The 25,774-nt window shown below is 74.4% G+C and carries 27 protein-coding genes; 18 read left to right on the top strand and 9 right to left on the bottom strand.

The annotated features are described in order from the left end of the window. Positions 1–171 precede the first annotated feature (171 nt). Entirely contained in the window at positions 172–750 is a 579-nt protein-coding gene (locus HCJ93_RS06170) for an AMIN-like domain-containing (lipo)protein (protein ID WP_206317018.1), read from the top strand. Between the two features lie 170 nt (positions 751–920). Here HCJ93_RS06170 and HCJ93_RS06165 read toward each other — a convergent pair whose 3' ends face one another. Further along, positions 921–1,613, bottom strand: coding sequence for a GAF and ANTAR domain-containing protein (locus HCJ93_RS06165; RefSeq protein WP_309141321.1), 693 nt, complete (start codon positions 1,611–1,613; stop codon positions 921–923). Positions 1,614–1,767: 154 nt separating this feature from the next. On the opposite strand from HCJ93_RS06165, the gene HCJ93_RS06160 reads away from it, so the two are divergent. The 7 genes from HCJ93_RS06160 to HCJ93_RS06130 all read left to right on the top strand — a co-directional run bounded on the left by HCJ93_RS06160 (position 1,768) and on the right by HCJ93_RS06130 (position 7,133). Continuing rightward, complete coding sequence (locus HCJ93_RS06160) at positions 1,768–1,941, top strand: CsbD family protein (RefSeq protein ID WP_167991807.1); 174 nt, start codon at positions 1,768–1,770, stop codon at positions 1,939–1,941. Between the two features lie 119 nt (positions 1,942–2,060). After that, positions 2,061–2,327 (top strand): hypothetical protein, encoded by a 267-nt coding sequence (locus HCJ93_RS06155; RefSeq protein ID WP_167991805.1) that lies wholly within the window; start codon positions 2,061–2,063, stop codon positions 2,325–2,327. A 153-nt stretch (positions 2,328–2,480) separates the two neighbouring features. Continuing rightward, positions 2,481–3,368 carry an oxygenase MpaB family protein gene (locus HCJ93_RS06150; RefSeq protein ID WP_167991804.1) on the top strand — a complete coding sequence of 296 codons (888 nt, stop codon included), beginning with the start codon at positions 2,481–2,483 and terminating at the stop codon, positions 3,366–3,368. Positions 3,369–3,485: 117 nt separating this feature from the next. Continuing rightward, a complete protein-coding gene (locus HCJ93_RS06145; protein ID WP_167991802.1) occupies positions 3,486–3,992 on the top strand; it encodes an SRPBCC family protein in 507 nt (168 codons plus the stop codon). Continuing rightward, on the top strand, positions 3,985–5,598 hold the full coding sequence (locus tag HCJ93_RS06140) for a phytoene desaturase family protein (RefSeq protein WP_167991801.1): 1,614 nt from the start codon (positions 3,985–3,987) through the stop codon (positions 5,596–5,598). Before HCJ93_RS06145 ends, HCJ93_RS06140 begins: the two co-directional genes overlap by 8 nt. A gap of 157 nt (positions 5,599–5,755) precedes the next feature. Further along, positions 5,756–6,235: a hypothetical protein gene (locus HCJ93_RS06135; RefSeq protein ID WP_167991799.1), complete on the top strand. Its 480-nt coding sequence runs from the start codon at positions 5,756–5,758 to the stop codon at positions 6,233–6,235. Positions 6,236–6,239: 4 nt separating this feature from the next. Next, complete coding sequence (locus tag HCJ93_RS06130; RefSeq protein ID WP_167991798.1) at positions 6,240–7,133, top strand: SDR family oxidoreductase; 894 nt, start codon at positions 6,240–6,242, stop codon at positions 7,131–7,133. A gap of 30 nt (positions 7,134–7,163) precedes the next feature. Here HCJ93_RS06130 and HCJ93_RS06125 read toward each other — a convergent pair whose 3' ends face one another. Continuing rightward, a complete protein-coding gene (locus HCJ93_RS06125; RefSeq protein WP_167991796.1) occupies positions 7,164–7,844 on the bottom strand; it encodes an adenosylcobinamide amidohydrolase in 681 nt (226 codons plus the stop codon). A 119-nt stretch (positions 7,845–7,963) separates the two neighbouring features. Next, positions 7,964–8,113, bottom strand: a complete 150-nt coding sequence (locus HCJ93_RS06120; RefSeq protein ID WP_167991794.1) for a hypothetical protein — start codon at positions 8,111–8,113, stop codon at positions 7,964–7,966. A gap of 267 nt (positions 8,114–8,380) precedes the next feature. Here HCJ93_RS06120 and HCJ93_RS06115 point away from each other — a divergent pair, with 267 nt between their 5' ends. Then, positions 8,381–8,827: a hypothetical protein gene (locus HCJ93_RS06115; protein WP_167991793.1), complete on the top strand. Its 447-nt coding sequence runs from the start codon at positions 8,381–8,383 to the stop codon at positions 8,825–8,827. A 135-nt stretch (positions 8,828–8,962) separates the two neighbouring features. Further along, on the top strand, positions 8,963–10,603 hold the full coding sequence (pgm, locus tag HCJ93_RS06110) for a phosphoglucomutase (alpha-D-glucose-1,6-bisphosphate-dependent) (protein WP_167991791.1): 1,641 nt from the start codon (positions 8,963–8,965) through the stop codon (positions 10,601–10,603). A 52-nt stretch (positions 10,604–10,655) separates the two neighbouring features. Here the strand turns inward: pgm and HCJ93_RS06105 are convergent, their stop codons facing one another. Beyond that, positions 10,656–11,171, bottom strand: a complete 516-nt coding sequence (locus tag HCJ93_RS06105; protein WP_167991790.1) for a hypothetical protein — start codon at positions 11,169–11,171, stop codon at positions 10,656–10,658. Positions 11,172–11,701: 530 nt separating this feature from the next. On the opposite strand from HCJ93_RS06105, the gene HCJ93_RS06100 reads away from it, so the two are divergent. The 3 genes from HCJ93_RS06100 to HCJ93_RS06090 all read left to right on the top strand — a co-directional run bounded on the left by HCJ93_RS06100 (position 11,702) and on the right by HCJ93_RS06090 (position 13,978). Next, on the top strand, positions 11,702–12,748 hold the full coding sequence (locus tag HCJ93_RS06100) for a PP2C family protein-serine/threonine phosphatase (RefSeq protein ID WP_167991788.1): 1,047 nt from the start codon (positions 11,702–11,704) through the stop codon (positions 12,746–12,748). A gap of 86 nt (positions 12,749–12,834) precedes the next feature. Next, complete coding sequence (locus tag HCJ93_RS06095) at positions 12,835–13,338, top strand: MarR family winged helix-turn-helix transcriptional regulator (RefSeq protein WP_167991786.1); 504 nt, start codon at positions 12,835–12,837, stop codon at positions 13,336–13,338. 154 nt (positions 13,339–13,492) lie between these two features. Further along, positions 13,493–13,978, top strand: a complete 486-nt coding sequence (locus HCJ93_RS06090) for a cupin domain-containing protein (RefSeq protein ID WP_167991784.1) — start codon at positions 13,493–13,495, stop codon at positions 13,976–13,978. A gap of 7 nt (positions 13,979–13,985) precedes the next feature. Here HCJ93_RS06090 and HCJ93_RS06085 read toward each other — a convergent pair whose 3' ends face one another. Then, positions 13,986–14,753 (bottom strand): hypothetical protein, encoded by a 768-nt coding sequence (locus HCJ93_RS06085; RefSeq protein ID WP_167991783.1) that lies wholly within the window; start codon positions 14,751–14,753, stop codon positions 13,986–13,988. 328 nt (positions 14,754–15,081) lie between these two features. Between HCJ93_RS06085 and HCJ93_RS06080 the strand changes: the two genes are divergently transcribed. Next, a complete protein-coding gene (locus HCJ93_RS06080) occupies positions 15,082–15,993 on the top strand; it encodes a L,D-transpeptidase family protein (protein WP_167991776.1) in 912 nt (303 codons plus the stop codon). Positions 15,994–16,093: 100 nt separating this feature from the next. Here HCJ93_RS06080 and HCJ93_RS06075 read toward each other — a convergent pair whose 3' ends face one another. Continuing rightward, a complete protein-coding gene (locus HCJ93_RS06075; RefSeq protein ID WP_206317016.1) occupies positions 16,094–17,104 on the bottom strand; it encodes an MASE1 domain-containing protein in 1,011 nt (336 codons plus the stop codon). A gap of 51 nt (positions 17,105–17,155) precedes the next feature. After that, a complete protein-coding gene (locus HCJ93_RS06070) occupies positions 17,156–17,989 on the bottom strand; it encodes a PP2C family protein-serine/threonine phosphatase (RefSeq protein WP_167991773.1) in 834 nt (277 codons plus the stop codon). A 267-nt stretch (positions 17,990–18,256) separates the two neighbouring features. Between HCJ93_RS06070 and HCJ93_RS06065 the strand changes: the two genes are divergently transcribed. After that, positions 18,257–18,604, top strand: a complete 348-nt coding sequence (locus HCJ93_RS06065; protein ID WP_167991771.1) for a hypothetical protein — start codon at positions 18,257–18,259, stop codon at positions 18,602–18,604. Between the two features lie 305 nt (positions 18,605–18,909). Continuing rightward, a complete protein-coding gene (locus HCJ93_RS06060) occupies positions 18,910–20,925 on the top strand; it encodes a discoidin domain-containing protein (protein ID WP_309141320.1) in 2,016 nt (671 codons plus the stop codon). A 59-nt stretch (positions 20,926–20,984) separates the two neighbouring features. Here HCJ93_RS06060 and HCJ93_RS06055 read toward each other — a convergent pair whose 3' ends face one another. Then, the gene (locus HCJ93_RS06055; protein ID WP_167991769.1) at positions 20,985–22,559 is read right to left on the bottom strand and encodes a glycerol-3-phosphate dehydrogenase/oxidase; all 1,575 of its coding nucleotides are present in this window, start codon (positions 22,557–22,559) and stop codon (positions 20,985–20,987) included. Then, positions 22,556–23,155, bottom strand: coding sequence for a TetR/AcrR family transcriptional regulator (locus HCJ93_RS06050; RefSeq protein ID WP_167991768.1), 600 nt, complete (start codon positions 23,153–23,155; stop codon positions 22,556–22,558). The genes HCJ93_RS06055 and HCJ93_RS06050 overlap by 4 nt, the downstream gene beginning before the upstream one ends. A 72-nt stretch (positions 23,156–23,227) precedes the next feature. Here HCJ93_RS06050 and HCJ93_RS06045 point away from each other — a divergent pair, with 72 nt between their 5' ends. Together HCJ93_RS06045 and HCJ93_RS06040 are read left to right on the top strand one after the other, a co-directional pair. Then, positions 23,228–24,820 carry an FAD-binding oxidoreductase gene (locus HCJ93_RS06045; RefSeq protein WP_167991766.1) on the top strand — a complete coding sequence of 531 codons (1,593 nt, stop codon included), beginning with the start codon at positions 23,228–23,230 and terminating at the stop codon, positions 24,818–24,820. 64 nt (positions 24,821–24,884) lie between these two features. Beyond that, positions 24,885–25,766 carry a YegS/Rv2252/BmrU family lipid kinase gene (locus tag HCJ93_RS06040; RefSeq protein ID WP_167991764.1) on the top strand — a complete coding sequence of 294 codons (882 nt, stop codon included), beginning with the start codon at positions 24,885–24,887 and terminating at the stop codon, positions 25,764–25,766. The last annotated feature ends 8 nt before the right edge of the window (positions 25,767–25,774 follow it).

The raw sequence follows: 25,774 nt of genomic DNA, 5'->3' as shown, positions 1-25,774 counted from the left end.
GACGCACAGGATTCGTTCGCTTGTCACCAGGATGTGCCATGAGTGACGCAAAGGCGCGGCGGATGCGGCGACAAGGCCGGTGATGGGCGCAACCTTCGGTGTCAGTGGGGCGTCTCACCTGATATCAGGCACTCGCCTGATATCAGGCAGATGCCGACCTCGGGGGCGAAAATGATACGAACCAGAACGATCTGCGCGACTCTTGTGCTCGTCGGCGCCACGCTGGGGACCGCGGCGGTCCCGGCCGTCGCCGCCCAGTCCGCGCCCATGAGCGCGACGGCCTGCCCCACCGGCTGGGGCAGTCTCCCCAAGACCGGCACCACCTCCACCACCACGCCGGTGCGGGACGTCAGGACCGGGCGGCACGACTGCTACGACCGGATGGTCGTCGACCTGCCCGGCGCGGGCCGGGACGTCGGGTACTCCGTCCGCTACGTCGACCGTCTCCACCAGGACGGCTCGGGCCGGCACATCCCGGTCGCAGGCGGCGCGGTCCTCGAGGTGCGGGTGCACGCGCCCGCCTACGACCCAGGGACCGGCGCGGCCACCTATCCCGCACGCGCCGGACGCCCGCTCCCGGACGTCGACCTCGCCGGGTACCGCACCTTCCGCGACGCCCGCTTCGCGGGCAGCTTCGAGGGCGACACCCAGATCGGCCTCGGCGTCCGCGCCCGCCTGCCGTTCCGGGTGCTGCAGCTGACCGACCGCGTCGTGATCGACGTGGCCCACGACTGGACCGGCGCCCGCTGAGCCGTCCCCGGTGCCGCACGGGCGCCCGGCCCGCTCACGGGGCGGGCGCCCGCCGGTGCGTACGAGGGCGTCCGGTGCGTCCCATGCGTACGGTGCGTACGGAGGCGTCCGGTGCCGGCGCCCGCCGGCCCCCGGGGCCACCCGGGACCGGTCTGTGCCGCGGGGTGCGCTCAGCCGGGCGCTGCGCCGGTCTCGCAGATCTGCCGGGCCACCTCGCGGAGCTTGGTGTTGGTGCGCTGCGAGTGCACGCGCAGGATCTCGAAGGCCTGGTCCTCGCTGATGTGATGGCGGCCCATGAGGATGCCCATCGCCTCGCCGATCAGATGCCGGGTCGCGATGGCCTCCTGCAGCTGCGCGCCGGACCGGGCGGTGGCGAAGGCGACCGCCGCGTGCGAGGCCAGCAGCCAGCCCGCGGTCTCGCTGTCCTCGGTGAACACGCCGGGCTTGCGGGAGTACATGTTGAGCGCGCCCAGCTCCTCCTCCCGCGTGTACAGCAGGAGCCCCATCATGCTGCCCACGCCCAGCCGGGCGGCCCGCGGCACATACACCGGCCACCGGTCGTCGCCCGCCGTGAAGTCGACGATGCGGAACACCTGCTCGCCGCTCTCCGGCCGGGCCACGTCGAAGCAGGGCCCCTCCTGGAGCCGCTCCTGGAGGCGGTCGCTCTCGGCGACCATCTCGTCCGTCGGCGCCAGCGACATCACCCGCCGGCCCTGGAGCACCAGGATCCCGGCGGCGTCGCAGCCGTCCACGAGGTCCACCGCCGAGGAGGTGATCTGCTTGAGCGTGTCGTCGAGGGTGTGCTCGGCCAGCAGGTCACGCGCCAGGGACGCCATCTGCTGTGCGAAACCCCGCCAGTCCACGGTCCGCCTTCCCGGCCGCTCCGGTCCGTCCCCCGTCCCATGGTGGCACGCCCGGAGATCACGCACCCGCCTTCGCGTGAGGTTTGAGCTGAGCCTCGGCGGCCACCCGCTTGTCACGGACACTGATCGACTGCGCGACTGGGAGTGAGACACGGTGGCTGAGGAGCAGAAGGCCAAGGCGAAGACGGAGCAGGCCAAGGGCAAGCTCAAGGAGGCGGCGGGCCGCGTCATGGGCAATGAGGGGCTCGAGGCCGAGGGCCGCGCCGAGCAGTCCAAGGGCGACGCACGGCAGGCGAAGGAGAAGACCAAGGACGTCTTCAGGCACTGAGGATCCGAGCGCGTTTCCCGCCCGCCGGGGACGGTCGACCGGGCGGGGCTCCGCGAGGCGGGGCCCCGCCCGCTGCCGGTGCCGGATGCGTTGTCAGTGCCGGATGCCACCCTGCCGGTATGGACGAACTGGAGTTCATGCGCGGCCGGGTCTACGGGGCGGACCACGACGATCCCGGACCGCGCGAGGGGCGCGCGTACGTCGAGCTGGTGGGCGGTCCGCTGGACGGCCTGCTGCTGGACGTCACCGATCTGCCGCGGGCGGAACGCGAGGAGGGTGTCCGCCTGCGCACCGAGATAGGCCGCTACGGGGCGGGCGGCCGCGCGGTCTACGCACCACGCGGCACCGGCGAGCGGGTGTTCGAGTGGCGCGGCGACATCCCCTGAGCCCCCGGGCCGCGTGGCGGAGACAGGGGCGGGGCAGACGTAGCCGTGGAGGCACCAGGCAGGCAGCCGCGCGTCCCGGGAGGTCGCGCCCGTCGGCTCAGGAAGGGCCGTGCGGGGCGCACGCACGCGGGGACGCGGGAAGCGGAGGGAGCGATGGGAGTCCTCTCGGACGGCAGCTCGGCGCTGCGCGACCGCATCGGCGGCGCGATCCTCACCCGAGTCGCCGGACCGGACGGCCGGCTCAACCGCGAGCGGATCCACGGCACGCCCGGCCCGCGCTGGTTCGGACCGGACCGGCCGGTCAGGCGCGTGCACGGCGACGCCTCCATGTTCATCGGCGGCCTGGCCGCCCTGCTGCTGCAGTCGCTCCACCCGCTCGCCATGGCCGCCGTCGCCGGCCACTCCGGCTTCCGCGGCGACCCCTGGGGACGGCTGCAGCGGACCAGCACCTTCCTCGCCGTCACCACCTACGGCACCGCAGGCGCCGCCCAGCAGGCCGTCGACCGGGTCAGGGCCGTGCACCGCACGGTCCGCGGCACCACCGCCGACGGCCAGGAGTACCGGGCGGACGACCCCCGGCTGCTGTGCTGGGTGCACATCGCCGAGGTCGACTGCTTCCTCCGCGCCCACCAGCGGTACGGCGCACGCCCCCTGGACGACGCGGGCTGCGACGCCTACGTCGCCGACATGGCCCGGGTGGGCGCCGCACTCGGCGTGCTCGACCCGCCGACCGACCGCGCCGCACTGGAGGAAAGGCTGGCCGCCTACCGCGGCGAGCTGCGCGCCACCCCGGAAGCCCGCAGCACGGCACGCTTCCTGCTGCTCCGCCCGCCCGTGCCGCTGATCGCCCGCCTGCCCTACGGCGTGCTGGCCGCCAACGCCGTGTCGCTGCTGCCCGCCTGGGCCACCCGCGCCCTGCGGGTGCCGCGCCTGCCCCCGGCGGAGGGCGTGTGCGTACGCCCGCTCGGCACCGCCGTCACCGCGGGCATCCGCTGGGTGCTGCCACCGCGCGACGCCGCACAGCCGGGGAGCGAGGCCTAGCGGGGGAGCGGGAACGACGGAGGAGCGGCCGGTTCCCCCGGCCGGCTCCGGTTGACCTTCGCCACACGGGGCACTCAGTGCTGACCGGAGCCCCGTGAAGGACATTGGGAGGTCGTCGTGGCGGTCCGACATCGGCTGATCAGAACGAGCCCGCAGATCGTCTGGTCCGTCCTCGCGGACGGCAGCCGCTACGCCCAGTGGGTGGTGGGCACCGAGACCACGGAACCGGAGCACGGCCACTGGCCCGACCTCGGAGCGGCGATCCGCTACACGGTGCGCCTGGGCCCGGTGCAGCTGGCCAACACCACCGTCGTACGCCGCTGCGTCCACGGCGAGCAGCTGGAACTCGAGGCCCGGGCGGGCATGCTCGGCACCGCGCGCATCGCGATCGAGCTGCGCCCCTGGGGCAACCACTGCCTCGTCATCGTGGACGAGCACCCGCTGCACGGCATCGGCGGCACCCTGCACAACGTGGCCGTGGACGCCTTCATCCAGCTGCGCCACCGGGCCATGCTGGCCCGGCTCGCCGAGCTGTGCGAGGAGGTGGCCGCCGAGGAGGAACGCCGCCGCCCGCTCGGGCAGGTGGTGGTGCCGGGCACGGGAGAGGGAGCCGCCCGTGCCTGACGCCGTGGTGATCGGGGCGGGCCCCAACGGTCTCGTGGCGGCGAACCTCCTCGCCGACGCCGGCTGGAGCGTGCTCGTACTGGAGGAGCAGCCCGAGCCCGGCGGCGCGGTACGCCACGACCGGGGCGTCGACCCCGGCTTCGTCAGCGATCTGTGCAGCTCCTTCTACCCGCTCGCCGCCGCCTCCCCGGTCCTCACCGGGATGCGCCTGGAGGACCACGGCCTGCGCTGGAGCCACGCCCCGCACGTTCTCGCCCACCCGCTGACCGACGGGCGCTGCGTGGTGCTCGACCGCCGCATCGACGTCACCGCCGCGTCCCTGGAGGCCTTCGCACCGGGCGACGGCGCCGCCTGGCGCGAGCTGTACCGGATGTGGCAGCACCTGCGGCCCTATGTGATCGACGCGCTGTTCACCCCGTTCCCGCCCGTCCGCCCCGCCGCCCGGCTGGCGCTCCGGCTGCGCGCCGCGGGCGGGCTCCGGGTGGCCCGCACCCTGGTGCTGCCGGTCCGCAGGATGGGGGAGGAGGAGTTCCGCGGCGAGGGCGGGGGACTGCTGCTGGCCGGCAACGCCCTCCACGCCGACCTCGCCCCGGAGGCGGCGGGCAGCGGCGGCTTCGGCTGGCTGATGGCCATGCTCGGGCAGACCTTCGGCTTCCCGGTGCCGGCCGGCGGCTCCGGCGCCCTCACCGAGGCCCTGGTCCGCCGGCTGCGCTCCCGCGGCGGCGAACTGCGCTGCGGGCAGCGCGTCACCCGCGTCCTGGTGCGCGACGGACAGGCCCGGGGGGTGCGCACCGCCTCCGGCGGCACCGTCACCGCCCGGCGGGCCGTCCTGGCCGACGTCTCCGTGCCCGCCCTGTACGGGCAGCTCGTCGCGCCCGAGCACCTGCCGGGGCGGCTCCTCGAGGACCTGCGGCGCTTCCAGTGGGACTTCGCCACCTTCAAGGTGGACTGGGCGCTCGACACACCGGTGCCCTGGGAGGCCGAGCAGGCCGCGGGCGCCGGCACCGTCCACCTCGCCGACGGCATCGACGAACTCACCCGCTTCGCCGCGCAGATCGCCATGCGTCAGGTGCCCGACCGCCCCTTCTGCCTGTTCGGCCAGATGACCACCTCCGACCCGTCCCGCTCGCCCGAGGGCACCGAGTCGGCCTGGGCCTACACGCACGTGCCGCACGACATCACCGGCGACGCCGGCGACGAGCAGCTCACCGGGACCTGGGACGCCAAGGAACGGGAGATCATGGCCGACCGCGTCGAGCGCCAGGTCGAGCGGTTCGCGCCCGGCTTCCGCTCCCGCATCCGGGCCCGCCGCATCCTCGCCCCGCCCGACCTGGAGGCCCTCGACCGCAATCTGCACGGCGGCGCCCTCAACGGCGGCACCACCGCCATGCACCAGCAGCTCCTCTTCCGCCCGGTCCCCGGCACCGGCCGCCCCGAGACCCCGGTGAAGGGTCTCTACCTGGCCTCCGCCGGAGCCCACCCCGGGGGCGGTGTGCACGGCGCCGCCGGCGCCAACGCCGCACGCGCCGCGCTGCGCCGCCGCCGCGCCCCGGGACTGCCGCAGGCACAGCGCCTGCTGACCCGGCGCTCCGGCGAGCGCGACTGACGACCACCCAGACGGACGGGCCGTCGACGGTCACCGGACACGAAGGCCACCGACGAGAAGGGGCGCACACGCACCGGACGACGACCGACCGCGAAGACCAGTGACGACGACCGACACCAGGGACGGACCACCGCATGCGACAGACGGAGGCGAGACGATGACCGGTCACGACGGCGACGGCCCCGACCGCGCCCATCAGCGTCCCGAGGGGGTCAGCGACGAGACGGTGGAGGCCCTCGGGTCCCTGTCCAAGGCACTGGAGACCGTCGAGCGCGCCCGCGGACACCTCTACAGCTTCCACCAGCTCACCGGCACCGCCGACCTCGAACTCGACCGCGCCGTGGAGCTGCTGCGCAAGGCCGGCCACCCCGAGTGGGCGGAGACCGTGCGCACCCAGGTGCTGGGCCGCAACGTCATCCCGGGGCACTGGACGTTCCAGATCGTCGAGGCCTACGACAGCACCTACTACCAGCCGTTCCGCGAGATCGAACGCGCCGCCGTCGACGAACTGGCCGAGGGGCGCGACCACCTCTACGAGGCCGAGATGAAGGAGGCCCGCCGCACCGCCGGCCACCCCGACCACACCGCCCGGCCGGACACCACTCCCGCCGACCGCATCCGCAGCGAGGAACGGTAGAACCATGAAGGCACCGCCCACCGGCCCGAACCCGCTGCTGGACCGCACCGTGGTGGTGACCGGCGCCGCCCGCGGCATCGGGGCCGCCGTCGCCCGCGACCTGGCCGGACGCGGCGCCCGGCTCGCCCTGCTCGGCCACGAGCCGGACCAGCTGCGGGCCCTCGCGGCCGAACTGCCCACCCCGGCCCTGGCCCACGAGGTGGACGTCACCGACGAGGCCGCGATGGAGCGCGCGTCCGACCTGGTACGCGGGCGCCTCGGCCCGCCTTCGGCCGTGGTGGCCAACGCGGGCGTCGCCGAGGGCGCCCCGTTCGCCGACTCCGACCTCGCCGCGTGGCGCCGCGTCGTCGACGTCAACCTCAACGGCAGCGCGGTCACCGCCCGCACCTTCCTGCCCGACCTGTTCGAGACCCGTGGCTACTACCTCCAGGTCGCCTCCCTCGCCTCCTTCGGCGCCGCGCCCATGATGAGCGCCTACTGCGCCTCCAAGGCCGGAGTGGAGGCCTTCGCGCACAGCCTGCGCGCCGAAGTCGCCCACCGCGGTGTCGCCGTGGGCATCGGCTACCTCAACTGGACCGACACCGAGATGATCCGCGACGGCGACCGCTATCCCGTGCTCCGCGAGCTGCGCGGTCACATGCCGCCCCCGGCCCGCCGTGTGTACCCGGCCGAACTGGTCGCGGCACGGCTGGCATCGGCGGTCGAACGCCGCAGCACCGCCGTCTACATCCCACGCTGGCTGCGCCTGGTGCAGGCGACCCGCGCGGCCCTGCCGCCGCTGGTGCTGCGGGTGTCCCGCCGCGCGCTGACCCGGCTGGAGCCTGAGCAGTCGCTGCGCCCCACGGGCGTGCTGGGCGCCGGCGGACAGGCCGACCTCGCCGCCCGCCGGAGCGGATGAGGTCGCTTCTCGTACCGCCGGCCGGTGCGCTCAGCGCGCGCCGGGCGTGGTGTCCAGCACGGCCCGGTGCACGGCACGGGCCAGCCGCGCGCCCCACAGCGAACGGGGACCGGCGAAGGCGCACGGCTCGTCACCGGGGGAGGGGGTGCGGGCGGCCACGCACACCGCGTCGGTCGGCGTGCCGGAGCAGTCGAGACCGGCGTCCAGCAAGGCCTGCACCTTGGCCTCCGTGGCGGTCGCCACCGCATTGACCAGCGCGGCGTCGGTGAGCGGCGCGGGCACGGCGGCCACGATGTTGATGGTCCCAGGGCCGTGCGGTTCACCGGCCGGGTCCGGGGCGGCGGCCCAGCCGCGCACCTCGATCCCGGACGTGACGAGCGCCTCCGCCCCCGAGTCACGGGCGTGCCCGTACGCCGTGACGTCGGCCGCCGTCATCAGACCGACTCCGGGACCGGGCAGCCCGGCCGCGGCGGCCAGCGAGGCGAGGTGCCGGTGGGGGTCGGTGCGCCGGTAGCCGTGAGGGACCTGCGCGTTGAGCACCCAGGCCCGCTCACCGATCCCGCCGCCCAGCACGGCACTGCTGGCCATCCGCCAGCCCGGCCCGGCCACCCACACCAGCGACTCCAGCCGCTCACCCTCCTCCACCCTGCTGAGCCGGCGCGGACACAGCAGCCCCTCGGCGCTGCGGGGCGGCGGAACGACAGCGGTCACCGGACGGCACTCCTCACGACGGATCGAACCGCCCGATCGTATGCCGCCCCGCCGGCCCGAGGTCACTCGGGAGCCGGGCCCGCCGTCACCGGGGAGCCGGGCCCGCCGTCACGCGGGTGTCAGGGGCGCTTGCCGCGCAGCTTGCCCAGGAGCTTCTGGGCCTGCTCACGGCGCTTCGGGTCGGACGCCGCCCGGCGGACCTGCTCCGCCGCCCGCCGGCCCTGGGGGCTCTGCGCGAACTGCTTGATCTTGTCCATCATGCCTGCCATCAAGGGCTCCTCTCTCCTCGCACGGCCGGTGCCGTGCCCTGTGTCGTCCTGTGTCTCCAGTGTGCTCGCACCGGGCCCCCTACCCTTCCCGGCGCGCCCGAGACCACGCTCCGGGGCACGGTCCGGATCCCCGGCCATCGCCCGCCTTCCACGTACCGTCAAGTGCGCCTGCTCAGCGCGCGGTTGGCCGGCCGCGAACGGTGCCGTCCCGCCACTTCCGTCCCGCCCGGCGGGTTTGCGGCGGGAATCGCAGGCAAGTCGGTGTGCATGAGTGAACCGAACAAGAACTCGCAGGCGAAGAACACCCAGGAACGTACCGGCGCCAAGGCGCGCGGGTCCGCGGAGAAGGCGACCGCCCCGGCCGGGAAGGCGACCGCCCCGGCCGGCAAGGCGGCGAAGGACACCGGCGCCAAGGCCACTGACACCGCGTCAGCGGCAGCGACCGGCACCCGGCGGGCCGCCCAGGCCGCCGAGGGCGCCGCGCAGAGCGCGGTGAAGGGCGTCGAGGCGGGCCGCCGCGCGGTCGTCGCCACCTCCGGCCAGGTCGCCGCCGGCGCCAGGACGGCCTGGACCGCGATCGCCCACCGCAAGCTCGTCACCGCCGGCGTCGGCGCCGGACTCACCGCGCTGAGCGCCGCCTCGTACGCGGCCGGCCGCCGTGCGGGACGCCAGACGCACGGTCCTCTCACCAGGTGGACCGGCGGACGCATCTGACCGGCGGACACCCCCGCCCGCGGCACCGGCGGCAGCCCGCCGGGACCGGGCCAGGGGCCCGCTCGCGCGAAACGTCCCTGACAAGGAAAGATGTCTCCGCAGGAGAAGTATCGACCCATGCGGAGGAGTGGGCACATGCAGCACGAGCGAGCGGGCGGCCCGGCCGGTCCCGAGGATCTCGTCGACGTCGCTCGGCTGGTCACGGCGTACTACGCCTTGCACCCCGACCCGGAGGACCCCGGCCAGCGCGTCACGTTCGGGACGTCGGGACACCGTGGCTCGTCCCTGGCGGCCGCGTTCAACGAGGACCACATCGCGGCGACCAGCCAGGCCATCTGTGAGTACCGCGCCCAGCAGGGCACCGACGGCCCGCTGTTCCTCGGCGCCGACACCCACGCGCTCTCCGAACCCGCCCGGGTGACCGCGCTGGAGGTGTTCGCCGCCAACGGCGTCACGGTGCTCGTCGACGAGTCCGACGGCTACACGCCCACCCCGGCGGTCTCGCATGCGATCCTCACCCACAACCGCGGCCGCACCTCGGGCCTCGCGGACGGCGTGGTCGTCACCCCTTCCCACAACCCGCCCGCGGACGGCGGGTTCAAGTACAACCCGCCGAGCGGCGGCCCCGCGGGCTCGGACGCCACCTCCTGGATCCAGGACCGAGCCAACGACATCATCCGCGGCGGCCTGAAGGACGTCCGCCGCATCCCCTACGCCCGCGCCCTGGCCGCGGAGACCACCGGTCGCTACGACTTCCTGGGCCGCTATGTCGACGACCTGCCGAGCGTGCTCGACCTGGACGCCATCCGCTCGGCCGGCGTGCGCATCGGCGCCGACCCGCTCGGCGGCGCGTCCGTCGCCTACTGGGGCCGGATCGCCGAGCAGCACCGCATCGACCTCACCGTGGTCAACCCGCTCACCGACCCCACCTGGCGGTTCATGACGCTGGACTGGGACGGCAAGATCCGCATGGACTGCTCCTCCCCGCACGCCATGGCCTCGCTCATCGGGCAGCGCGACCGCTTCCGGATCGCCACCGGCAACGACGCCGACGCCGACCGGCACGGCATCGTCACCCCCGACGCCGGCCTGATGAACCCCAACCACTACCTCGCCACGGCCATCAACTACCTCTACGCCCACCGCGAGCAGTGGCCGGCGGCGGCCGGCGTCGGCAAGACCCTGGTCTCCTCCGCGATGATCGACCGGGTCGCCGCCGACCTGGGACGCCGGCTCGTCGAGGTGCCGGTCGGGTTCAAGTGGTTCGTGGACGGGCTGATGGACGGCTCCCTCGGCTTCGGCGGCGAGGAGTCCGCCGGCGCGTCCTTCCTGCGCCGCGACGGCTCGGTGTGGACCACCGACAAGGACGGCATCATCCTCGCGCTGCTCGCCTCCGAGATCACCGCCGTCACCGGCAAGACCCCCTCGGAGCACTACGCCGCCCTCACCGCCCGCTTCGGCTCGCCCGCCTACGAGCGCATCGACGCACCCGCCACCCGGGAGGAGAAGGCGAAGCTCGCCAAGCTGTCGCCCGCCCAGGTCACCGCCGACACCCTCGCAGGCGACCCGGTCACCTCGGTGCTCACCGAGGCCCCCGGCAACGGCGCGTCCATCGGCGGCATCAAGGTCACCACCGACAGCGCCTGGTTCGCGGCCCGCCCCTCGGGCACCGAGGACGTCTACAAGATCTACGCCGAGTCGTTCCGCGGCGCCGGCCACCTGCGCCAGGTGCAGGAGGAGGCCAAGTCGGTCGTCCTCACCGCGCTGGGCGGCTGAGCCACCGCCGGGCGGGCCGGGCGGCGCCGCTGGCCCGCCCGGCGGCCGGAGGTCAGCCGGCCTGCACGGCGGACGTGGTGGCCGAGGAAGGCGACGGGGCGAGCGAGTCCGCCGGCCGGGAGGTGGCCGCCGGCAGTTCCGCGGGCACCTCCTCCGACTGCTGCAGCACCGTGTCGCCGGGGCCCTGCGGCGTGCCGTCCGCCGTGGTGGCCAGCCGCGACCAGGCCATCAGCACCAGCGCGATCGCGGCGGCGGTACCGGCGAACCGGCCGACGCGGCGCAGCCGGGCACGGCCGTCCAGATTCCGCCAGGACGGGGCGTCCCACGGGTCCTCGGGACGCCACATCTCACCGACGGCGTCCCCGGCCGTCCGGCCGGACGCGCCGGCCCGAGGGGGCCGGGTGCGCTCTCCCTCCGCCCGCTGACGCGCGGAGGGTTCCCTGGGCGCCGAGGCCCGGATGGCACGTTCGTCGTCGTCGAGGAACCGCTGCCAGACGTCGTCCGGCAGCAAGGGGCCGCCGCCTGGCGGTTCAGGCGTCCCGCCCTCCTCCGGCCGCTGCGCGGTCACGTCCGTTCCTTCCCCTCTCGTGCCGGTGTTCGCCAGGATCATGGCACAGTGCCAAGACGCCGGACCACAGTGCCCGCCCCCGGCCCCCTGTGCGGCCGGTGTCCCCCGCCAGCTTCCTCTGCGGCCGGTTTCCCTCACGAGTGGCGGGCCCGCCCCTTACGAGTGGCTGACGTCGCACCCGACTCCGCTTCGCACCACGGGTCCCACGTGCCACTGTGGTCACGTCACAGACACCGCGGCATACGAAAGAAGCGGCTGCCGCGGGACGGGCGCCCCGGACAGACCCCTGTCCGGGGCGTCGTGCGTGCGGCGGACCCGGGACGCCGCCGGACACCGCGGACGTCATCGGACACCGGCCTCGATTCCATAAAGGTGCCCCGCGCGACCGCTCGGGGTGACCGGATCTTTGCATAGTCTCAAGGCGGGAGGGGCGTCTGTGGAGGAAAGGGACGGCTCTCGAGCGCCCGGACACCGCTGGAGCAGCATTGACCGACAGGAATCCGACACCGAGTCAGAAGGTTCTGGCCTGGATGCCGCTCGCGGTGATGGCCGTGATCGCGGTCATGGACGTGTCGGCCGGTCCCGGCGTCGGGCTGCTGCCGCTGGTCTCGCTCGGACCCGCCTTCGCCGGACTCGTCGGAAGCTGGCGCCGCACCGCCCTGATCGGCGTGCTGGCCCTGCTGCTGTGCACCGCGCTGGGCCTGTACAACGGGCTGTTCGCCGAACGGCGCGGCTACGCGGCCATGGCCTCGGTCGCCGGTGTCACCGGCGTCGGCGTCGCCGCGGCCGTGATGCGCTCCCGCCGGGAGACCGAGCTGGCCAGCGTGCGGTCCATCGCGGAGGTCGCCCAGCGGGTGCTGCTGCGCCCGGTGCCGCTGACCGCGGGCCCGCTCCAGCTGGCGGTGTCGTACACCTCCGCCGTCGCCGAGGCCCGGATCGGCGGCGACCTGTACGAGGTGGTCGCCTCGCCGCTCGGCGTGCGGGTCATCGTCGGCGACGTGCAGGGCAAGGGCCTGGCCGCGGTGGAGACCGCCGCCGTGGTCCTCGGCGCCTTCCGGGAGGCCGCCTACGACGAGCCCGGTCTCGTCGGCCTCGGCGAGCGGGTGGAACGCAGCGTCGCCCGCGAGCTGCAGGGGGAGCGGTTCGTCACCGCGATCCTCGCCGAGATCCGAGGCGACCATGAGGTCGTCCTCCTCGACTACGGCCATCCCGCGCCCCTGCTGGTACGGCGGGACGGCAGCGCACAGTTCCCCGAACCGCCCGCGTACGCGCTGCCGCTCGGCCTCTCCGCGCACGGCGCCGAAGGCCCCCGCCCCTACCGGGTCGCCTTCACACCGGGCGACCAACTGCTGCTGTACACCGACGGTGTCACCGAGGCCCGCGACCGGGACGGGCGCTTCTATCCGCTGGCCGAGCGCACCCAGCTGCTCAAGGAACCCGACGTGCACCGCGCACTGGAGGCACTGCGCGAGGACCTGGTCCGGCACGCGGGCGGCCCGCCCGGCGACGACGCCGCCATGCTCCTGCTGCGCTACCGCGCCCACGGCAGCGGCGGCGACACGGGTTTCCCCCGGTGACCGCGCCGGCGGGGCAGAGGCCGACTCGGCGGCCCGGTGTGCGCCCCGCGCGGGACCGGGGCGCACGGGAGCGGTACAAAGGAGGAATGGAGCCGCGCGAGAGCCCCGCCGGGGCCACGGACGACGCCGAGGCGGTCACGCGGGCGTTCCTCACCGCCTCGCGGCTGCTGGTCGCGGTGTCGGCGCGGTCGCTCGCGGCCGTCGAGGAGCGGGTGACGCTGCCCCAGTTCCGCATGCTGATGGTGCTCCACACCCGTGGCGACACCAAGCTCGTGGCGCTCGCCGAGCAGCTCCAGGTCGCCCCGTCCACCGCGATGCGCATGGTCGACAGGCTGATCGCCGCCGGGCTCGCCGCCCGGCAGACCAACCCGGCCAACCGCCGCGAGACCCTGCTGAGCCTCACCGGGGAGGGCCGCCGCATCGTCGAGCACGTCACCGCGCGGCGCCGGGCGGAGATCTCCGCGATCGTGGAGCGCCTGGAGCCCCGCCAGCGCGCCGCCCTGATCGAGGCCCTCACGGCCTTCAACGAGGCCGGCGGCGAACCGCCCGTCTCCCAGGTGCACCCTCTGGGCTGGCCGCTGACGCCGTAGCATCCCGTCGAGCGTGCCACTGCCGGGGGCGCGGCCGACGGACGGGCCCCGCCCCGGCGCCCGTGCTAACTTCCCGTCCGGGCCGCGGCCGGCCCGGACCGCCGGCGTCCGGCCCGCGACCGGCGTGTTCAGGCTTCAAGGACGGTGACACCGGATGACGGCAGCAGGCGACGACACCCCCGGTCGGCCCTCCGGCGCGGACGGTCACACCCCCGGCCCGTCCGCGACGGACGGCACGACCTCGGGTCACCCCCCGAAGGACGCGCCGCTTCCGAAGATCCTGTGCGACACCGCCGCCCTGGCGGCCCTCGACGACGCCCCCGCCGGTGCGCTCTGGCGGCTCGCCGAGTCCGGCCGCCAGCTCGACGCCAACGTGGTGCGTCTGCCGCCCGGACAGCAGGTCGGCACCCACCGTGAGCCCGACCTCGACGTGCTGCACCTGGTCCTCGCCGGCAGCGGCACGCTCACCGCCCCCGACGGCACCCGCACCCTGCAGCGGGGCACCCTCACCTGGCTCCCGCACGGCTCCACCCGCAGCCTCACCGCGGGCCCCGAGGGGCTGACGTATCTCACCGTCCACCGCCGCCGCCCCGGCATGCAGATCCGCAGGCCGGACTCCGGTGCGCCGGACGGCTCCTGAGCGTGTGTCAGGAGGACGCCGAGGCTTCCTCGCCCGCCCTCCCCGGAACGGAACCGGTCTCGGGCGCGGTGTAGAAGACCGAGGTGCCCTGCTTGCTGCGCTGGGCCTGGTTCCGGGCGACGAGAGCCTCGAGGGTGTTGCGCACCACCGTCGTCTTGACCGAACGCCCGGGGTGCGCCTGACCGAGGGCGGTGGCGATCTCCGCCGCCGAACGCGGCTCCTTCTGCTCCGCCAGGTGCTCCCGTACGAGATCCACCAGCCGGGGACCTCCGGCCTTGCCCGCCGTCCCCTTCCCGGCACCGGCTTCCGCCCCGGAGATGGCCTGCGCCCTGCCCTTCGCCTCCGCCGCGGGCCTGGTGGACCTGCGCGCGGGCTTCTTCGCGGCGGCAGGCGCACCCGCGGACGCCTTCTTCGCGCGCTTCGGCTCGCCGGCGCCCGCCTTGGCGCCGCTCCCTCCACGGGGAGCGGGGACCTTCGCGCCCCGCGTCCGCGAGTCCCGCCCGGCGGTCCGCTCCCCGGCGCCGGCGGGTTCCCCGGACGTCCCGCCGCGCTCGCCACCCCCGTCGGTCTCCGTCCGCTGCGCCGCCGACTCCAGTGCCTGACGCATGTTCACCAGAACGGCGTGATCGCGCCGCAGCGTGGCCAACTGCTCCTGCAGCGCGGCGATCTCGGCCTCGACGCGCTCCTGCTCCTTGACGTTGCGCTCCAGGTCACCCGTCACCTGTGCGGTGTACTGCGAGGTGAGGTCCGTGACGGAGGCCGCGTTGTCGGACATGACGGTGCCCCTTCTCGTAGGTTGCCTGGTGGCCAGTCATCGTACGGCTGCGCCGCCCACGCCGTTCCCCGCCCGCCGCAGGAACGCAGAGCCCGCGAACGCGCGTACGCAAGGGAGTTCACGGCCGTCCGCACGAGCCCCGGTCCCCGGCCCCCGGCCCGCGGCGGCAGCCAGCTCCACCCGGGGGACGAGCCGTCGCACGAACGGCCGAGGCGACGCGCCGCGCAAGGGGGCCGGGCCGGGACACCGAGCGCGCAGATGGGGGACCTTGCCCGGACTCGCGCGCCGCGCGAGCGGGTTTCACCGTCACCGAAGTCAGGCTGAGCGCATGGCTTCATCGACCGACCACCCGCACCGGGGGAGCCGCTCCTCCCGGCGTGACCCGTGGCCCGCCTTCCCCCGGCCCATCCCCCGCCTGCCGCGGCCGGCCGTGGCACTGCTGATGACCGTGGCGCTCACCGGCTGCGCGGCGCTCGCGGAGAACCCCGCACGGGACGGCCGCCCGCCCGCCTCACCGGCGGGCGGCGCCCCGGCCCACGGCGGCGCCCCCGCCCCCCGCAGCACCCCCTCCGCGCAGAGCCTGCTGTCCCCGCAGGGCGCACCCGGCACGGCGAGCGCCACCGAGGGCAGGACGGAGCCCCCCGCCGATGCCCCCGCTGCGCTGCCCGGTCTCGGCCCGCGCACCCGGGCGCAGATCCCCGACAGCAGCCGCCAGGTCGTGGTGGTCACCGGCCGGGCCCGGGACGCCAACCGCTCCGAGGTCGTGCTGTACTCGCGCACACCGGCCGGATGGCGGGCGGGCACGCCCTGGCCGGCTCGCAACGCGCAGAAGGGCTGGACCGAGAACCACGTGCTCGGCGACCTGCGCTCGCCCATCGGCGTCTTCACCCTCACCGACGCCGGCGGGCTGCTGCCCGATCCCGGCACCCGGCTGCCGTACTACCAGGACGAGGGCTTCGGCATCAGCGGTCCCGGACTGGCGGGGGAGTCCCTGGAAGGGGCCTTCGACCATGTCATCGCCATCGACTACAACCGGGTGCCCGGCACCTCCCCGCTCGATCCGACCCGGCCGCTCGGCGAGGAGAAGGGCGGCGGCATCTGGCTGCACGTCGATCACGAGGGGCCCACCCAGGGGTGCGTGAGCCTCTCCGAGGAGCACATGAAGGAGCTTCTGCGCGCGCTGGACCCGGCCCGCCGTCCGGTGATCGTGATGGGTGACGCCCAGTCGCTGCAGAAGTGAGACGCCCAGTCGTGGAAGAAGTGAGGCCAGCCGCGCCATGCCGCGCCGCGGCGGTGAGCAGCACTGTGCCGCGCGGCGGCCCGGGGCCAGGGCCCCGCCGTCACAGCTCCTCGCCGCGCCGCCGGCCGTCCTCCTCCGGCGGTGCCCGGTTGGAGGCGGTCTCGCCCGCCGTCAGATGTTCGAGGACCTCCACCAGCTCCTGGCAGGCGCGCTCCACGGAACGCCGCATGTGCTGCTGCTCGCTGATCATCGAGGACAGCAGGAGCGCGGTCAGGGCCGCCGCCGCGTTGAAGATCAGCAGGTTGATCATCACGTCCATCCGGTCCAGGACCGAGAACGGGCCGCTGTGGTCCGTCGCCGCGATGGTCGCCATCACCGAGGCGTACAGCGCGCACAGCATGCTGCCGGCCAGCTGGAAGCGCAGCGCCGACCAGACGAGCAGCGGATAGATGGCGAACAGCATGCTCGAGCGGGCGTGGGTGGCCACCGGCACCAGTGTGGCGGTGGCGGCCGCCAGGAGCAGCGCCTCCTTCCAGCGGGAGAGGTGCACGGGCCAGTGCGCGCGCCGGAGCAGGAGCAGCAGGGGAGTGACGATCAGGACACCCATGGCGTCGCCGGCCCACCAGGCCAGCCACACCGACCAGAAGCTGTCGGCGGAGAGGCTGCCCTCCGCCAGCAGCAGCACCGCGCCGGTGGTGGAGCTGATCAGCATGGCGGCGACGGCCCCGAGGAACACCAGCGCCAGACCGTCCCGCAGGCGGGCCAGGTCGGGTTTGAAGTGCTGGCTGCGCAGCAGCAGGTACCCGATCACGGGGGCCGCGGTGTTGCCCGCGATCACGATCACCGACTGCGGCTGCGGGGTGTCGATCGACATCAGCACGAACAGCGCGCCGAGTGCGATGCCGAGCGTGCAGCGCAGGCCGAAGGTCAGCAGGGCGGCCAGCGCCACCCCCGTGGGCGGCCAGATCGGGCTGACCACGGCGCCCTCGACGACCAGGCCGCGCAGCAGCCCCAGCCGCCCGGCCACGTAGTAGCAGGCGGCGACCCCCAGGGTCTGGAGCACGAGGACGCCCGGTCCTCGCAGATCCTCTCTAGCCACCACACATGCCATCAGACACCGAGGCCGCGCCGTCGGCTAGGCGGAGGGCGGGGACTTGCGGCCCTATGGCTGAGTCGCCCGGACCCCGTCGTGCCCGATGACGAGCACGGCGGCGTCGTCGTCGTGCCCGACCCGCTCCGCGCCCTTGATCACTGCGGCGGCGAGCGCGTCCGCGTCCATCCGGGCGACGGCCGCCACGCCCGCGAGCCGCACCGCCTGTTCCAGGCCCTCGTCGAGGGTCATGGACGGGCCCTCCACCACGCCGTCGGTGAGCATCACGAACACGCCGCCGGTGGTGAGCCGGTAGCGGGTGACCGGGTAGACCATGCCGCGGCTGATGCCGAGCGGCGGGCCCCCCTCGTCCTCGGTGATGCCCGCCCTGCCGTCCGCGGTGGCCCACACGCAGGGCAGATGACCGGCGCGGGCGCTCTCCAGCACACCGGTGGCGGGGTCGAGGCGGATGAAGGTGCAGGTGGCGAAGAGCGTCGAGCCGAGCGACAGCAGCAGGTCGTTGGTCCGCGACAGCAGCTCGCCCGGCTCGCTGCTCACGGAGGCGAGCGCGCGCAGTCCGACCCGCACCTGGCCCATGAAGGCCGCGGCCTCGATGTTGTGCCCCTGGACGTCGCCGATGGACAGTCCGATCCGGCCGTCCGGCATCAGAAAGGCGTCGTACCAGTCGCCGCCCACGTTCAGGCCCTGATACGCGGGCGCGTAGCGCACCGCCAGCCGCACGCCCTCGGCGACCGGCAGGTCCCGGGGCAGCATGCCCCGCTGCAGCGCCAGGGCCAGCTCCACGCGGGAGCGCTGCACCGCGGCCTGCGCGCGCGCCTGGGCGGTCAGCGTCCCGAGTCTGTGCAGCAACTCGTCGCCGTCGTCCGCGGGACTGGTGCGGGACATGGATCACTCATCCGGGCGAGCGCGGTCACACTCGGTGACGGCTTTCGTGGGCATATCACCCTCTTCGGGGCTCAACGGATGATAGTAGGAAATCGGACAGTGCGGCCAATCGCGGCCGCGGCGGAGAGGCGTCCGCCCATCGGAGTGCGGCCGGCCGCACAGCCGCGACGAAGCGCGGCGGGGCCAGGGGCCAGGGGCCGGGGCCGTCCAAGGGTGGTTGTCGCGAAACCCCGCTGGGGCCGGGCGTCCATGCGGCAGTCTGTCCGCATGGAGCAGCAGCAGATCATGCAGCATGCCGTCGGCATCCTGACCGAGGCGCTCGACATGCGGCGGCGTCTGAGGGAGGACCCGGAGGCCGACGTCACCAGCAACGGCGCGGTCGCCCAGCTGCTGGAGGAGATGCTGCCGCGCATCCAGCTGCCCGGGGACGCGAGCGCCCGCGAGGTGGCGGAGATCATCACCGCGGAGCTGGGGCCCGCCATCGTCCAGATCGCCTCCGCCCTCACCTTCGCCTTCGTGCAGCTCGCCGAGGTTCATGACGCGGGCCGCACCGACATGACCTCCGCCGACGTCCTGCGGTCCATCGCCCTGCACTACGAGTCCGGCGGCGGGTGATGAGACGGCCCGGCACGCCCCGGCCGCGTGCCGCCGGGGCGGTGACGCCGTACGCCGCCATCCCGGAATTTGTCACCGGGCGGACAAGGCGCGCTCCTGGTCCGCGCTCCCGGGGGCGGATCGCGCTGCGCCGGCGCGATCCGTCCGTTCCGGTCTCTTGACTCCTTACGCGCCGGTAGCGATCCTCGGCGAGTACTTTGCGCCGGTCATGACAAGACCGTGGTGGCGCCCCCGCCGACGGAGGGACGTGGGTAGTGAGGATCGCTCGGCTCCCGTATCGCGGACGGCGGCCCCTCGCCGCCGTCGTGACGCTGCTCCTTCTCGTGCTGGCCGCGGCCCTGGCCCCGTCCCCCGCTTCCGCGGCGGACGGTGACTGGTGGGAGCCGGTGGCGCGGCCCGCCCCCGACTCGCGGATCGGGGTCACCGGCGAGCCGTTCAAGGGCACCGACGCCCGCGGCGAGGTGCGCGGCTTTGTCGACGCGCACAACCACATCATGTCCAACGAGGCCTTCGGCGGACGCCTGATCTGCGGCAAGGCGTTCTCCGAGCAGGGCATCGCCGAGGCGCTCAAGGACTGCCCCGAGCACTACCCGGACGGCTCGCTCGCCGTCTTCGACTTCATCACCAACGGCGGTGACGGCCGGCACGACCCGGTCGGCTGGCCCACCTTCGAGGACTGGCCCGCTCATGACTCCCTGACGCACCAGCAGAACTACTACGCCTGGATCGAGCGCGCCTGGCGCGGCGGCCAGCGCGTGCTGGTCAACGACCTGGTCACCAACGGCGTGATCTGCTCGGTGTACTTCTTCAAGGACCGCAGCTGCGACGAGATGACCTCGATCCGCCTGCAGGCGAAGCTGACGTACGACATGCAGGCCTACATCGACCGCATGTACGGCGGCCCGGGAAGGGGCTGGTTCCGGATCGTCACCGACGCCGCCCAGGCCCGCAAGGTCGTCGAGCAGGGCAAGCTCGCCGTGATCCTGGGTGTCGAGACGTCCGAACCGTTCGGCTGCAAACAGGTCCTGGACATCCCGCAGTGCAGCGAGGCGGACATCGACCGCGGCCTGGACGAGCTGTACGACCTGGGCGTGCGCAGCATGTTCCTGTGCCACAAGTTCGACAACGCGCTGTGCGGCGTCCGCTTCGACTCCGGCAGCCTCGGCACGGCCGTCAACGTCGGCCAGTTCCTCTCCACCGGCACGTTCTGGCGCACCGAGAAGTGCACAGGGCCGCAGCACGACAACCCCATCGGCCTGGCCTCCGCCCCCCAGGCCGAGAAGAAGCTGCCCGCGGGTGTGGAGGTGCCCGGCTACTCCGCCGACGCGCAGTGCAATGTGCGCGGGCTCACCGACCTCGGCGAGTACGCGGTGCGCGGCATGATGAAGCGTCACATGATGCTCGAGATCGACCACATGAGCGTCAAGGCCGTCGGCCGGGTCCTGGACATCCTCGAGGCCGGGTCCTACCCCGGTGTGATCTCCTCGCACAGCTGGATGGACCAGAACTGGACCGAGCGGGTCTACCGCCTGGGCGGCTTCATCACCCAGTACATGAACGGCTCCGAGCACTTCATCGACGAGGCCGGCCGCACCGAGGCGCTGCGCGACAAGTACGGCGTGGGCTACGGCTTCGGCACCGACATGAACGGCGTCGGCGGCTGGCCCGCCCCGCGCGGCGAGGACGCGCCGAACCCGGTCACCTACCCCTTCCGCAGCGTCGACGGCGGCTCGGTCCTCGACCGCCAGACCACCGGCGAGCGCACCTGGGACCTCAACACCGACGGAGCCGCCCACTACGGCCTGGTGCCCGACTGGATCGAGGACATCCGCCGGGTGGGCGGCCGGCACGTGGTCGACGACCTGTTCCGGGGCGCCGAGTCCTACCTGGACACCTGGGCCGCCACCCAGCGGCACACCGCCGGCGCCAACCTCGCCGAGGGAGCGGCGGCCACAGCGAGTTCCACGGAGTGGAGCCTGTTCACCAGCTATGCGCCGGGGCGCGCCGTGGACGGCGACCGGGGTACCCGCTGGGCCAGTGACTGGAGCGACGGGCAGTGGCTGCGGATCGACCTCGGCGCCACCCGCCGGGTCGGCAGGGTCACCCTCGACTGGGAGCGCGCCTACGGCAAGGCGTACCGCATCCAGCTCTCCGACGACGGCACGGACTGGCGCACCGTCTGGTCCACCGCCGCCGGCGACGGCGGCCTGGACACCGCGCGGTTCACCCCGTCACAGGCCCGCCATCTGCGCATCCAGCTCCTCGAGCGCGGCACTCAGTGGGGCTACTCGCTGCGGGAGGTGGGCGTCCACGCCGGCTGACGCCGGCCCTCAGCCCCGCGGCACCGGCCTCCCGCGGGCCGGCCCCCGGGGGACCGGTCTCACGTGAGTTCCGTGACCTCCGCGAGGAGTTCGCGCACCGTCTCCCGGGCCCGCGCCCGGTCGGCCGGCACCAGGCCGATCCGGGTGCGGCGGTCCAGCAGGTCGGCCGTGTCGAGCGCGCCCTCGTGGCGCAGGGCCCACAGCAGTTCGGCGCCGGTCGCCGGGTAGGAGGGCAGCACCGGCTCGCGCAGCCGTTCGTCGCGCAGGCCGAGGGCGTGCACCGCCGGTGCCTCCGTGCCGTAGCGGCGCACCAGGCGGCGCGGCGCGGGCAGCGCGGCGAGGGTCCGCGGCGCAGCCGCGCCCACCAGCGGCAGCGAAGCGGTGACCGACCGCCCGGCGGGCAGCCGGCGTTCGCGCACTGCGGTGTCCACCGCGTCCTGGGCCATCCGCCGGTAGGTGGTGAGCTTGCCGCCCACGACGGTGACCACCCCGTCGGGAGAGGTGAGCACCGCGTGCCGCCGGGAGATGTCCGCGGTCCGCGGCGCCGGGCCCGTACTGCCGCCGGTGTCGAGCAGCGGGCGCAGCCCGGCGAACGCACCCACCACGTCGTCCCGGCGGACCGGCGCGTCCAGCACCGAGCCCAGCACGTCGAGCAGGAAGCCGATGTCGGACTCGGGAACCTCGGGCACATCGGGGATGCCGCCGTCGACCGGCTCGTCCGTCAGTCCGACGTAGACCCGGCCGTCGTCCTGCGGCAGCACCAGGACGAAGCGGTTGCTCTCGCCGGGGATCGGGATGTGCAGCCCCGCGGGCAGCGGGCCGAGGCAGTCGGGCCGCAGCACCAGATGGGTGCCGCGGGACGGGCGGATCCGGATGCCCTCGACCAGGCCGCCCGCCCAGACACCGGTGGCGTTGATCACCGCACGGGCGCGGATCTCGCCCTCCTCGCCGGTGAGTTCGTCACGGACCCGGGCCCCGGTGCCGGTCAGGGTGAGCGCCCGCACCCGGGTCAGGATGCGCGCCCCGCGTGCGGCGGCGGTGCGGGCGACGGCGGTCACCAGGCGGGCGTCGTCGGTGAGGCGGCCGTCCCAGGACAGCAGGCCCCCGCGCAGCCCGTCCCCGCGCACCACGGGGGCCAGGTGCCGGGTCTCGACCGCGGAGAGGCGGCGCGGCGGCGGCAGCGTCGCCCGCGCGGTGCGGGCCGCCAGGCGCAGCGTGTCCCCGGCGTGGAAACCGGCCCGCGCCAGCGCCGCCTGCGCGCGGGAGACCAGAGGGGTGAGCGGCAGCACGAACGGCTGGGCGGCGACCAGATGGGGAGCGGTGCGCTCCATCAGGACGCCGCGCTCCACGGCGCTCTCATGGGCGACGTCGAGCTGGGCGGAGGCGAGGTAGCGCAGCCCGCCGTGGATCAGCTTGCTGCTGAACCGGGAGGTGCCGAAGGCCAGATCGTGCGCGTCGATCGCGGCCACGCTCAGGCCGCGCGCCGCGGCGTCCAGAGCGACCCCGGCGCCGGTGGCGCCCAGGCCGACGACCAGGACGTCCACGGCGGGACCGCCCACGGTCGCGGTCAGTTCACGGGCGCGCCGTGCGGCGGACAGGGAGGAGGCGGCGGGCGGGCCACTGGCGGGGGTCATGGGGTGAGAGTCCTCTCCAGGATGAGGCGCAGCTCCGCGAGGAAGGCCTCTTCGCCGAGCTCGGGGTCGTCCTCGTCGGTCATGGTCCGCAGGGACAGGGCGTAGGACTGGACGATCAGCAGCACCGAGCGCGCCTGCCGCTGGACCGGGACGGCACGCACCGACCCGTCGTCGTGTCCCTCGCGCAGCGAACCGGCCAGCAGCTCCAGCAGGGCCTCCTGGCTCGCGCCGCGCCGGTCCAGGACGTAGGGCAGCAGCAGTTCGGGGTCCACGTCGACGATCTTGCGGAAGAGCGGGTGTCCGCGGAACGCGCGCACCCCCGCCACCAGCCCGTCCACGATCAGCGCGCGGGTGGTCACCCCCGGTCTGCGCTCCGGCATGGCGCCGGTGGCCACCGCGATCCACTCCCGGGTCATCAGGTCCCCGACCAGCGACCGCACATCGGGCCATCTCCGGTACAGCGTCATCCGGGAGACCCCGGCGCGGCGGGCCACGTCGGTGAGCGTGGTGCGGCGTACTCCGACGGCCAGGACGGCGTCGCGCACCGCGTCGAGCACCGCGTCGTTGTCCGAGCCGTTGTGACGAATAGGCGTCATGTGTCACAGTGTAACGCCACGTGAGGCCGTCGGGCGACGGCATCGCTCTTTTCGACGGTGAGGACGACAGTCATGGACATGCTGTGGAGCGGCTGGGGCGACCCGGCCAAGGCCACACCGCTGCCCGGCACGGTGACCGGGCTGCTGCGCGACCTGCTCGGCGTCAAGCCCCGCGAGAGCGCGCCGCCCGCCCTCGAGGAGCTGACCGTCCCCGACTCCGGCCTCCCCCCGGCCGCCCACCGTGCCCTCGCCGACGCCCTGGGCGGCGAGCAGCACGTGCGCACCGACGCGGAGACGCGCGTCCGGCACACCCGCGGCAAGTCCACCCCCGATCTGCTGCGCATCCGAGCCGGCGAACTCGACGACATCCCGGCGGCCGTGCTGCTGCCCGCCTCGCACGACGAGGTCGTCGCCGTTCTGCGCGTCTGCGCCGGACACCGCCTGCCGCTGGTCCCCTTCGGCGGCGGCACCTCCGTCGTCGGCGGCCTCGCCCCCGAACGGCGTGGCCCCTTCGTCGCCCTGGACCTCAGGCGGATGGACGCGCTGCTCGACCTCGACCCGGTCTCCCGCACCGCCACCCTGCAGCCCGGACTGCGCGCCCCGCAGGCCGAGGCGCTGCTCGCCGAGCACGGCTTCACCCTCGGCCACTTCCCCCAGTCCTTCGAGTGGGCCACCATCGGCGGCTTCGCCGCCACCCGCTCCAGCGGACAGGCCTCCGCCGGATACGGCCGCTTCGACGAGATGGTCCTCTCCCTCACCCTCGCCACCCCCGAGGGCATCCTGGACACCGGCCGCGCACCGCGCTCCGCCGCGGGACCCGACCTGCGCCAGCTGATCCTCGGCTCCGAGGGGGCTTTCGGCATCATCACCTCGGTCACGGTGCGCATCAGGCCCGTCCCCGAGACCCGCGTCTACGAGGGCTGGCGCTTCGCCTCCTTCGACGAGGGCGCCGCCGCCCTGCGCCGGCTCGCCCAGGACGGACCCCGGCCCACCGTCCTTCGCCTGTCCGACGAGACCGAGACCCTGGTCGGCCTGGCCCAGCCCGACGCGATCGGCTCCGGGGGCCCGCAGTCCGCCGGCTGCACGGCCGTCGCCGGCTACGAGGGCACCGCGGAGGACACCGCCCACCGCAGGGAACGCGCCGCGGCCGTGCTGCGCGAGTGCGGCGGCACCCCGCTCGGCGAGGAGCCGGGAGAGCGCTGGGCGCACGGCCGCTACTCGGCCCCCTACCTGCGCGACTCCCTGCTCGACGCCGGCGCGTTCGCCGAGACCCTGGAGACGGCCACCTTCTGGTCCCGCATCCCCAAGCTCTACACCGCCGTCCGCGACGCGCTCACCGGCACGCTCACCGAGGCCGGCACCCCGCCGCTGGTGATGTGCCACATCTCCCACGTCTACGAGAACGGCGCCTCGCTCTACTTCACCGTGGTCTCCGCCCAGGGCGAGGACCCGGTGGCCCACTGGATGCGGGCCAAGCACGCCGCCAACGAGGCGATCCTCGCCGCCGGCGGAACCATCAGCCACCATCACGGCGTCGGCACCGACCACCGCGACTGGTACGTCCGCGAGGCGGGCCCGCTCGGCATCGGCGCGCTGCGCGCCGTGAAACAGCGCCTCGACCCGGCAGGACTGCTCAACCCCGGCGTGCTGCTGCCCGCGGACTGAAACCACCGCCCGACCCATCGCCAGTCCCGTCATCCCACCTCGTCGGCCGCCCGGAGGCGCCCAGATGCGACAGTTCACCGCCGTCGTCAATCCCACCGCGGGCGGAGCCGGCTCAGCGGCCGCGCTGCTCGCCGTCGCCCGGCTGCTGCGCGAGGCCGGAGCCGGGCTGCGGACCGAGTACAGCCGCAGCCTGGACCACGCCCGGGACCTGGCCCGTGAGGCGGGGGAGCGGGGCGATGTCGTCCTCGCGGTGGGCGGGGACGGCATGGCCGGCGGCATCGGCGGCGCCCTCAGCGGCACCGGGGCCGTCCTCGGCCTCGTCCCGGCGGGCCGCGGCAACGACTTCGCCCGCGCCCTGGGGCTGCCGCACGAGCCCGAGCCGCTCGTCCGTGTCCTTCTGGAGCACGAGCCGCGGTCCGTGGACACCATCGAGGTCGGCTCCGCCGTCCACGACCGCACCGTGGTGCTCGGCAGCGTTTACGCCGGCGTGGACGCCCTCGCCAACCGGCACGCCAACCGCTCGACCGTGCTGAAGGGCTCCGCCTCCTACTACGCGGGCGGCCTGCGCGCCGTCACCACCTGGCGGGCCGCCCGCTACACCGTCACCGTCGACGGCGAGGAGCACCGCTTCACCGGCTACACCGTGGTCGCCGCCAACTCCGGCTACTACGGCTCCGGACGCGTCATCGCCCCCGACGCCCGGGTCGACGACGGCCTCCTCGACGTGGTGATGATCGAGGACGCCCCGCGGCGGCTCTTCTTCACCCTGATGAACGAGCTGAAGACCGGCGCCCACGTCCGCCGGCCCCAGGTGCGGATCCTGCGCGGCCGCGAGATACGCATCGCCGCCGACCGGGAGGTCCCCTACGGGGCCGACGGCGAGGTCGACGCCGTCCTCCCGGTCACGGCCCGGGGCCTGCCGGGGGCGCTGCGGGTGCTCTGCTGAGGGCACCG

The sequence above is a fragment of the Streptomyces composti genome (assembly GCF_012034205.1).
Taxonomy (GTDB): Bacteria; Actinomycetota; Actinomycetes; order Streptomycetales; family Streptomycetaceae; genus Streptomyces; species Streptomyces composti.
This window is presented reverse-complemented; position numbering and strand designations above follow the sequence as displayed.

Bases quoted from the DNA above. Each gene is read 5' to 3' on its own strand.
- HCJ93_RS06170 (WP_206317018.1), top strand. From the start codon at position 172: ATGATACGAACCAGAACGATCTGCGCGACTCTTGTGCTCGTCGGCGCC.
- HCJ93_RS06155 (WP_167991805.1), top strand. From the start codon at position 2,061: ATGGACGAACTGGAGTTCATGCGCGGCCGGGTCTACGGGGCGGACCAC.
- HCJ93_RS06150 (WP_167991804.1), top strand. From the start codon at position 2,481: ATGGGAGTCCTCTCGGACGGCAGCTCGGCGCTGCGCGACCGCATCGGC.
- HCJ93_RS06135 (WP_167991799.1), top strand. From the start codon at position 5,756: ATGACCGGTCACGACGGCGACGGCCCCGACCGCGCCCATCAGCGTCCC.
- HCJ93_RS06130 (WP_167991798.1), top strand. From the start codon at position 6,240: ATGAAGGCACCGCCCACCGGCCCGAACCCGCTGCTGGACCGCACCGTG.
- HCJ93_RS06120 (WP_167991794.1), bottom strand. From the start codon at position 8,113: ATGGCAGGCATGATGGACAAGATCAAGCAGTTCGCGCAGAGCCCCCAG.
- HCJ93_RS06115 (WP_167991793.1), top strand. From the start codon at position 8,381: ATGAGTGAACCGAACAAGAACTCGCAGGCGAAGAACACCCAGGAACGT.
- pgm (WP_167991791.1), top strand. From the start codon at position 8,963: ATGCAGCACGAGCGAGCGGGCGGCCCGGCCGGTCCCGAGGATCTCGTC.
- HCJ93_RS06100 (WP_167991788.1), top strand. From the start codon at position 11,702: ATGCCGCTCGCGGTGATGGCCGTGATCGCGGTCATGGACGTGTCGGCC.
- HCJ93_RS06095 (WP_167991786.1), top strand. From the start codon at position 12,835: ATGGAGCCGCGCGAGAGCCCCGCCGGGGCCACGGACGACGCCGAGGCG.
- HCJ93_RS06090 (WP_167991784.1), top strand. From the start codon at position 13,493: ATGACGGCAGCAGGCGACGACACCCCCGGTCGGCCCTCCGGCGCGGAC.
- HCJ93_RS06085 (WP_167991783.1), bottom strand. From the start codon at position 14,753: ATGTCCGACAACGCGGCCTCCGTCACGGACCTCACCTCGCAGTACACC.
- HCJ93_RS06080 (WP_167991776.1), top strand. From the start codon at position 15,082: ATGGCTTCATCGACCGACCACCCGCACCGGGGGAGCCGCTCCTCCCGG.
- HCJ93_RS06075 (WP_206317016.1), bottom strand. From the start codon at position 17,104: ATGGCATGTGTGGTGGCTAGAGAGGATCTGCGAGGACCGGGCGTCCTC.
- HCJ93_RS06070 (WP_167991773.1), bottom strand. From the start codon at position 17,989: ATGTCCCGCACCAGTCCCGCGGACGACGGCGACGAGTTGCTGCACAGA.
- HCJ93_RS06065 (WP_167991771.1), top strand. From the start codon at position 18,257: ATGGAGCAGCAGCAGATCATGCAGCATGCCGTCGGCATCCTGACCGAG.
- HCJ93_RS06055 (WP_167991769.1), bottom strand. From the start codon at position 22,559: ATGACCCCCGCCAGTGGCCCGCCCGCCGCCTCCTCCCTGTCCGCCGCA.
- HCJ93_RS06050 (WP_167991768.1), bottom strand. From the start codon at position 23,155: ATGACGCCTATTCGTCACAACGGCTCGGACAACGACGCGGTGCTCGAC.
- HCJ93_RS06045 (WP_167991766.1), top strand. From the start codon at position 23,228: ATGGACATGCTGTGGAGCGGCTGGGGCGACCCGGCCAAGGCCACACCG.
- HCJ93_RS06040 (WP_167991764.1), top strand. From the start codon at position 24,885: ATGCGACAGTTCACCGCCGTCGTCAATCCCACCGCGGGCGGAGCCGGC.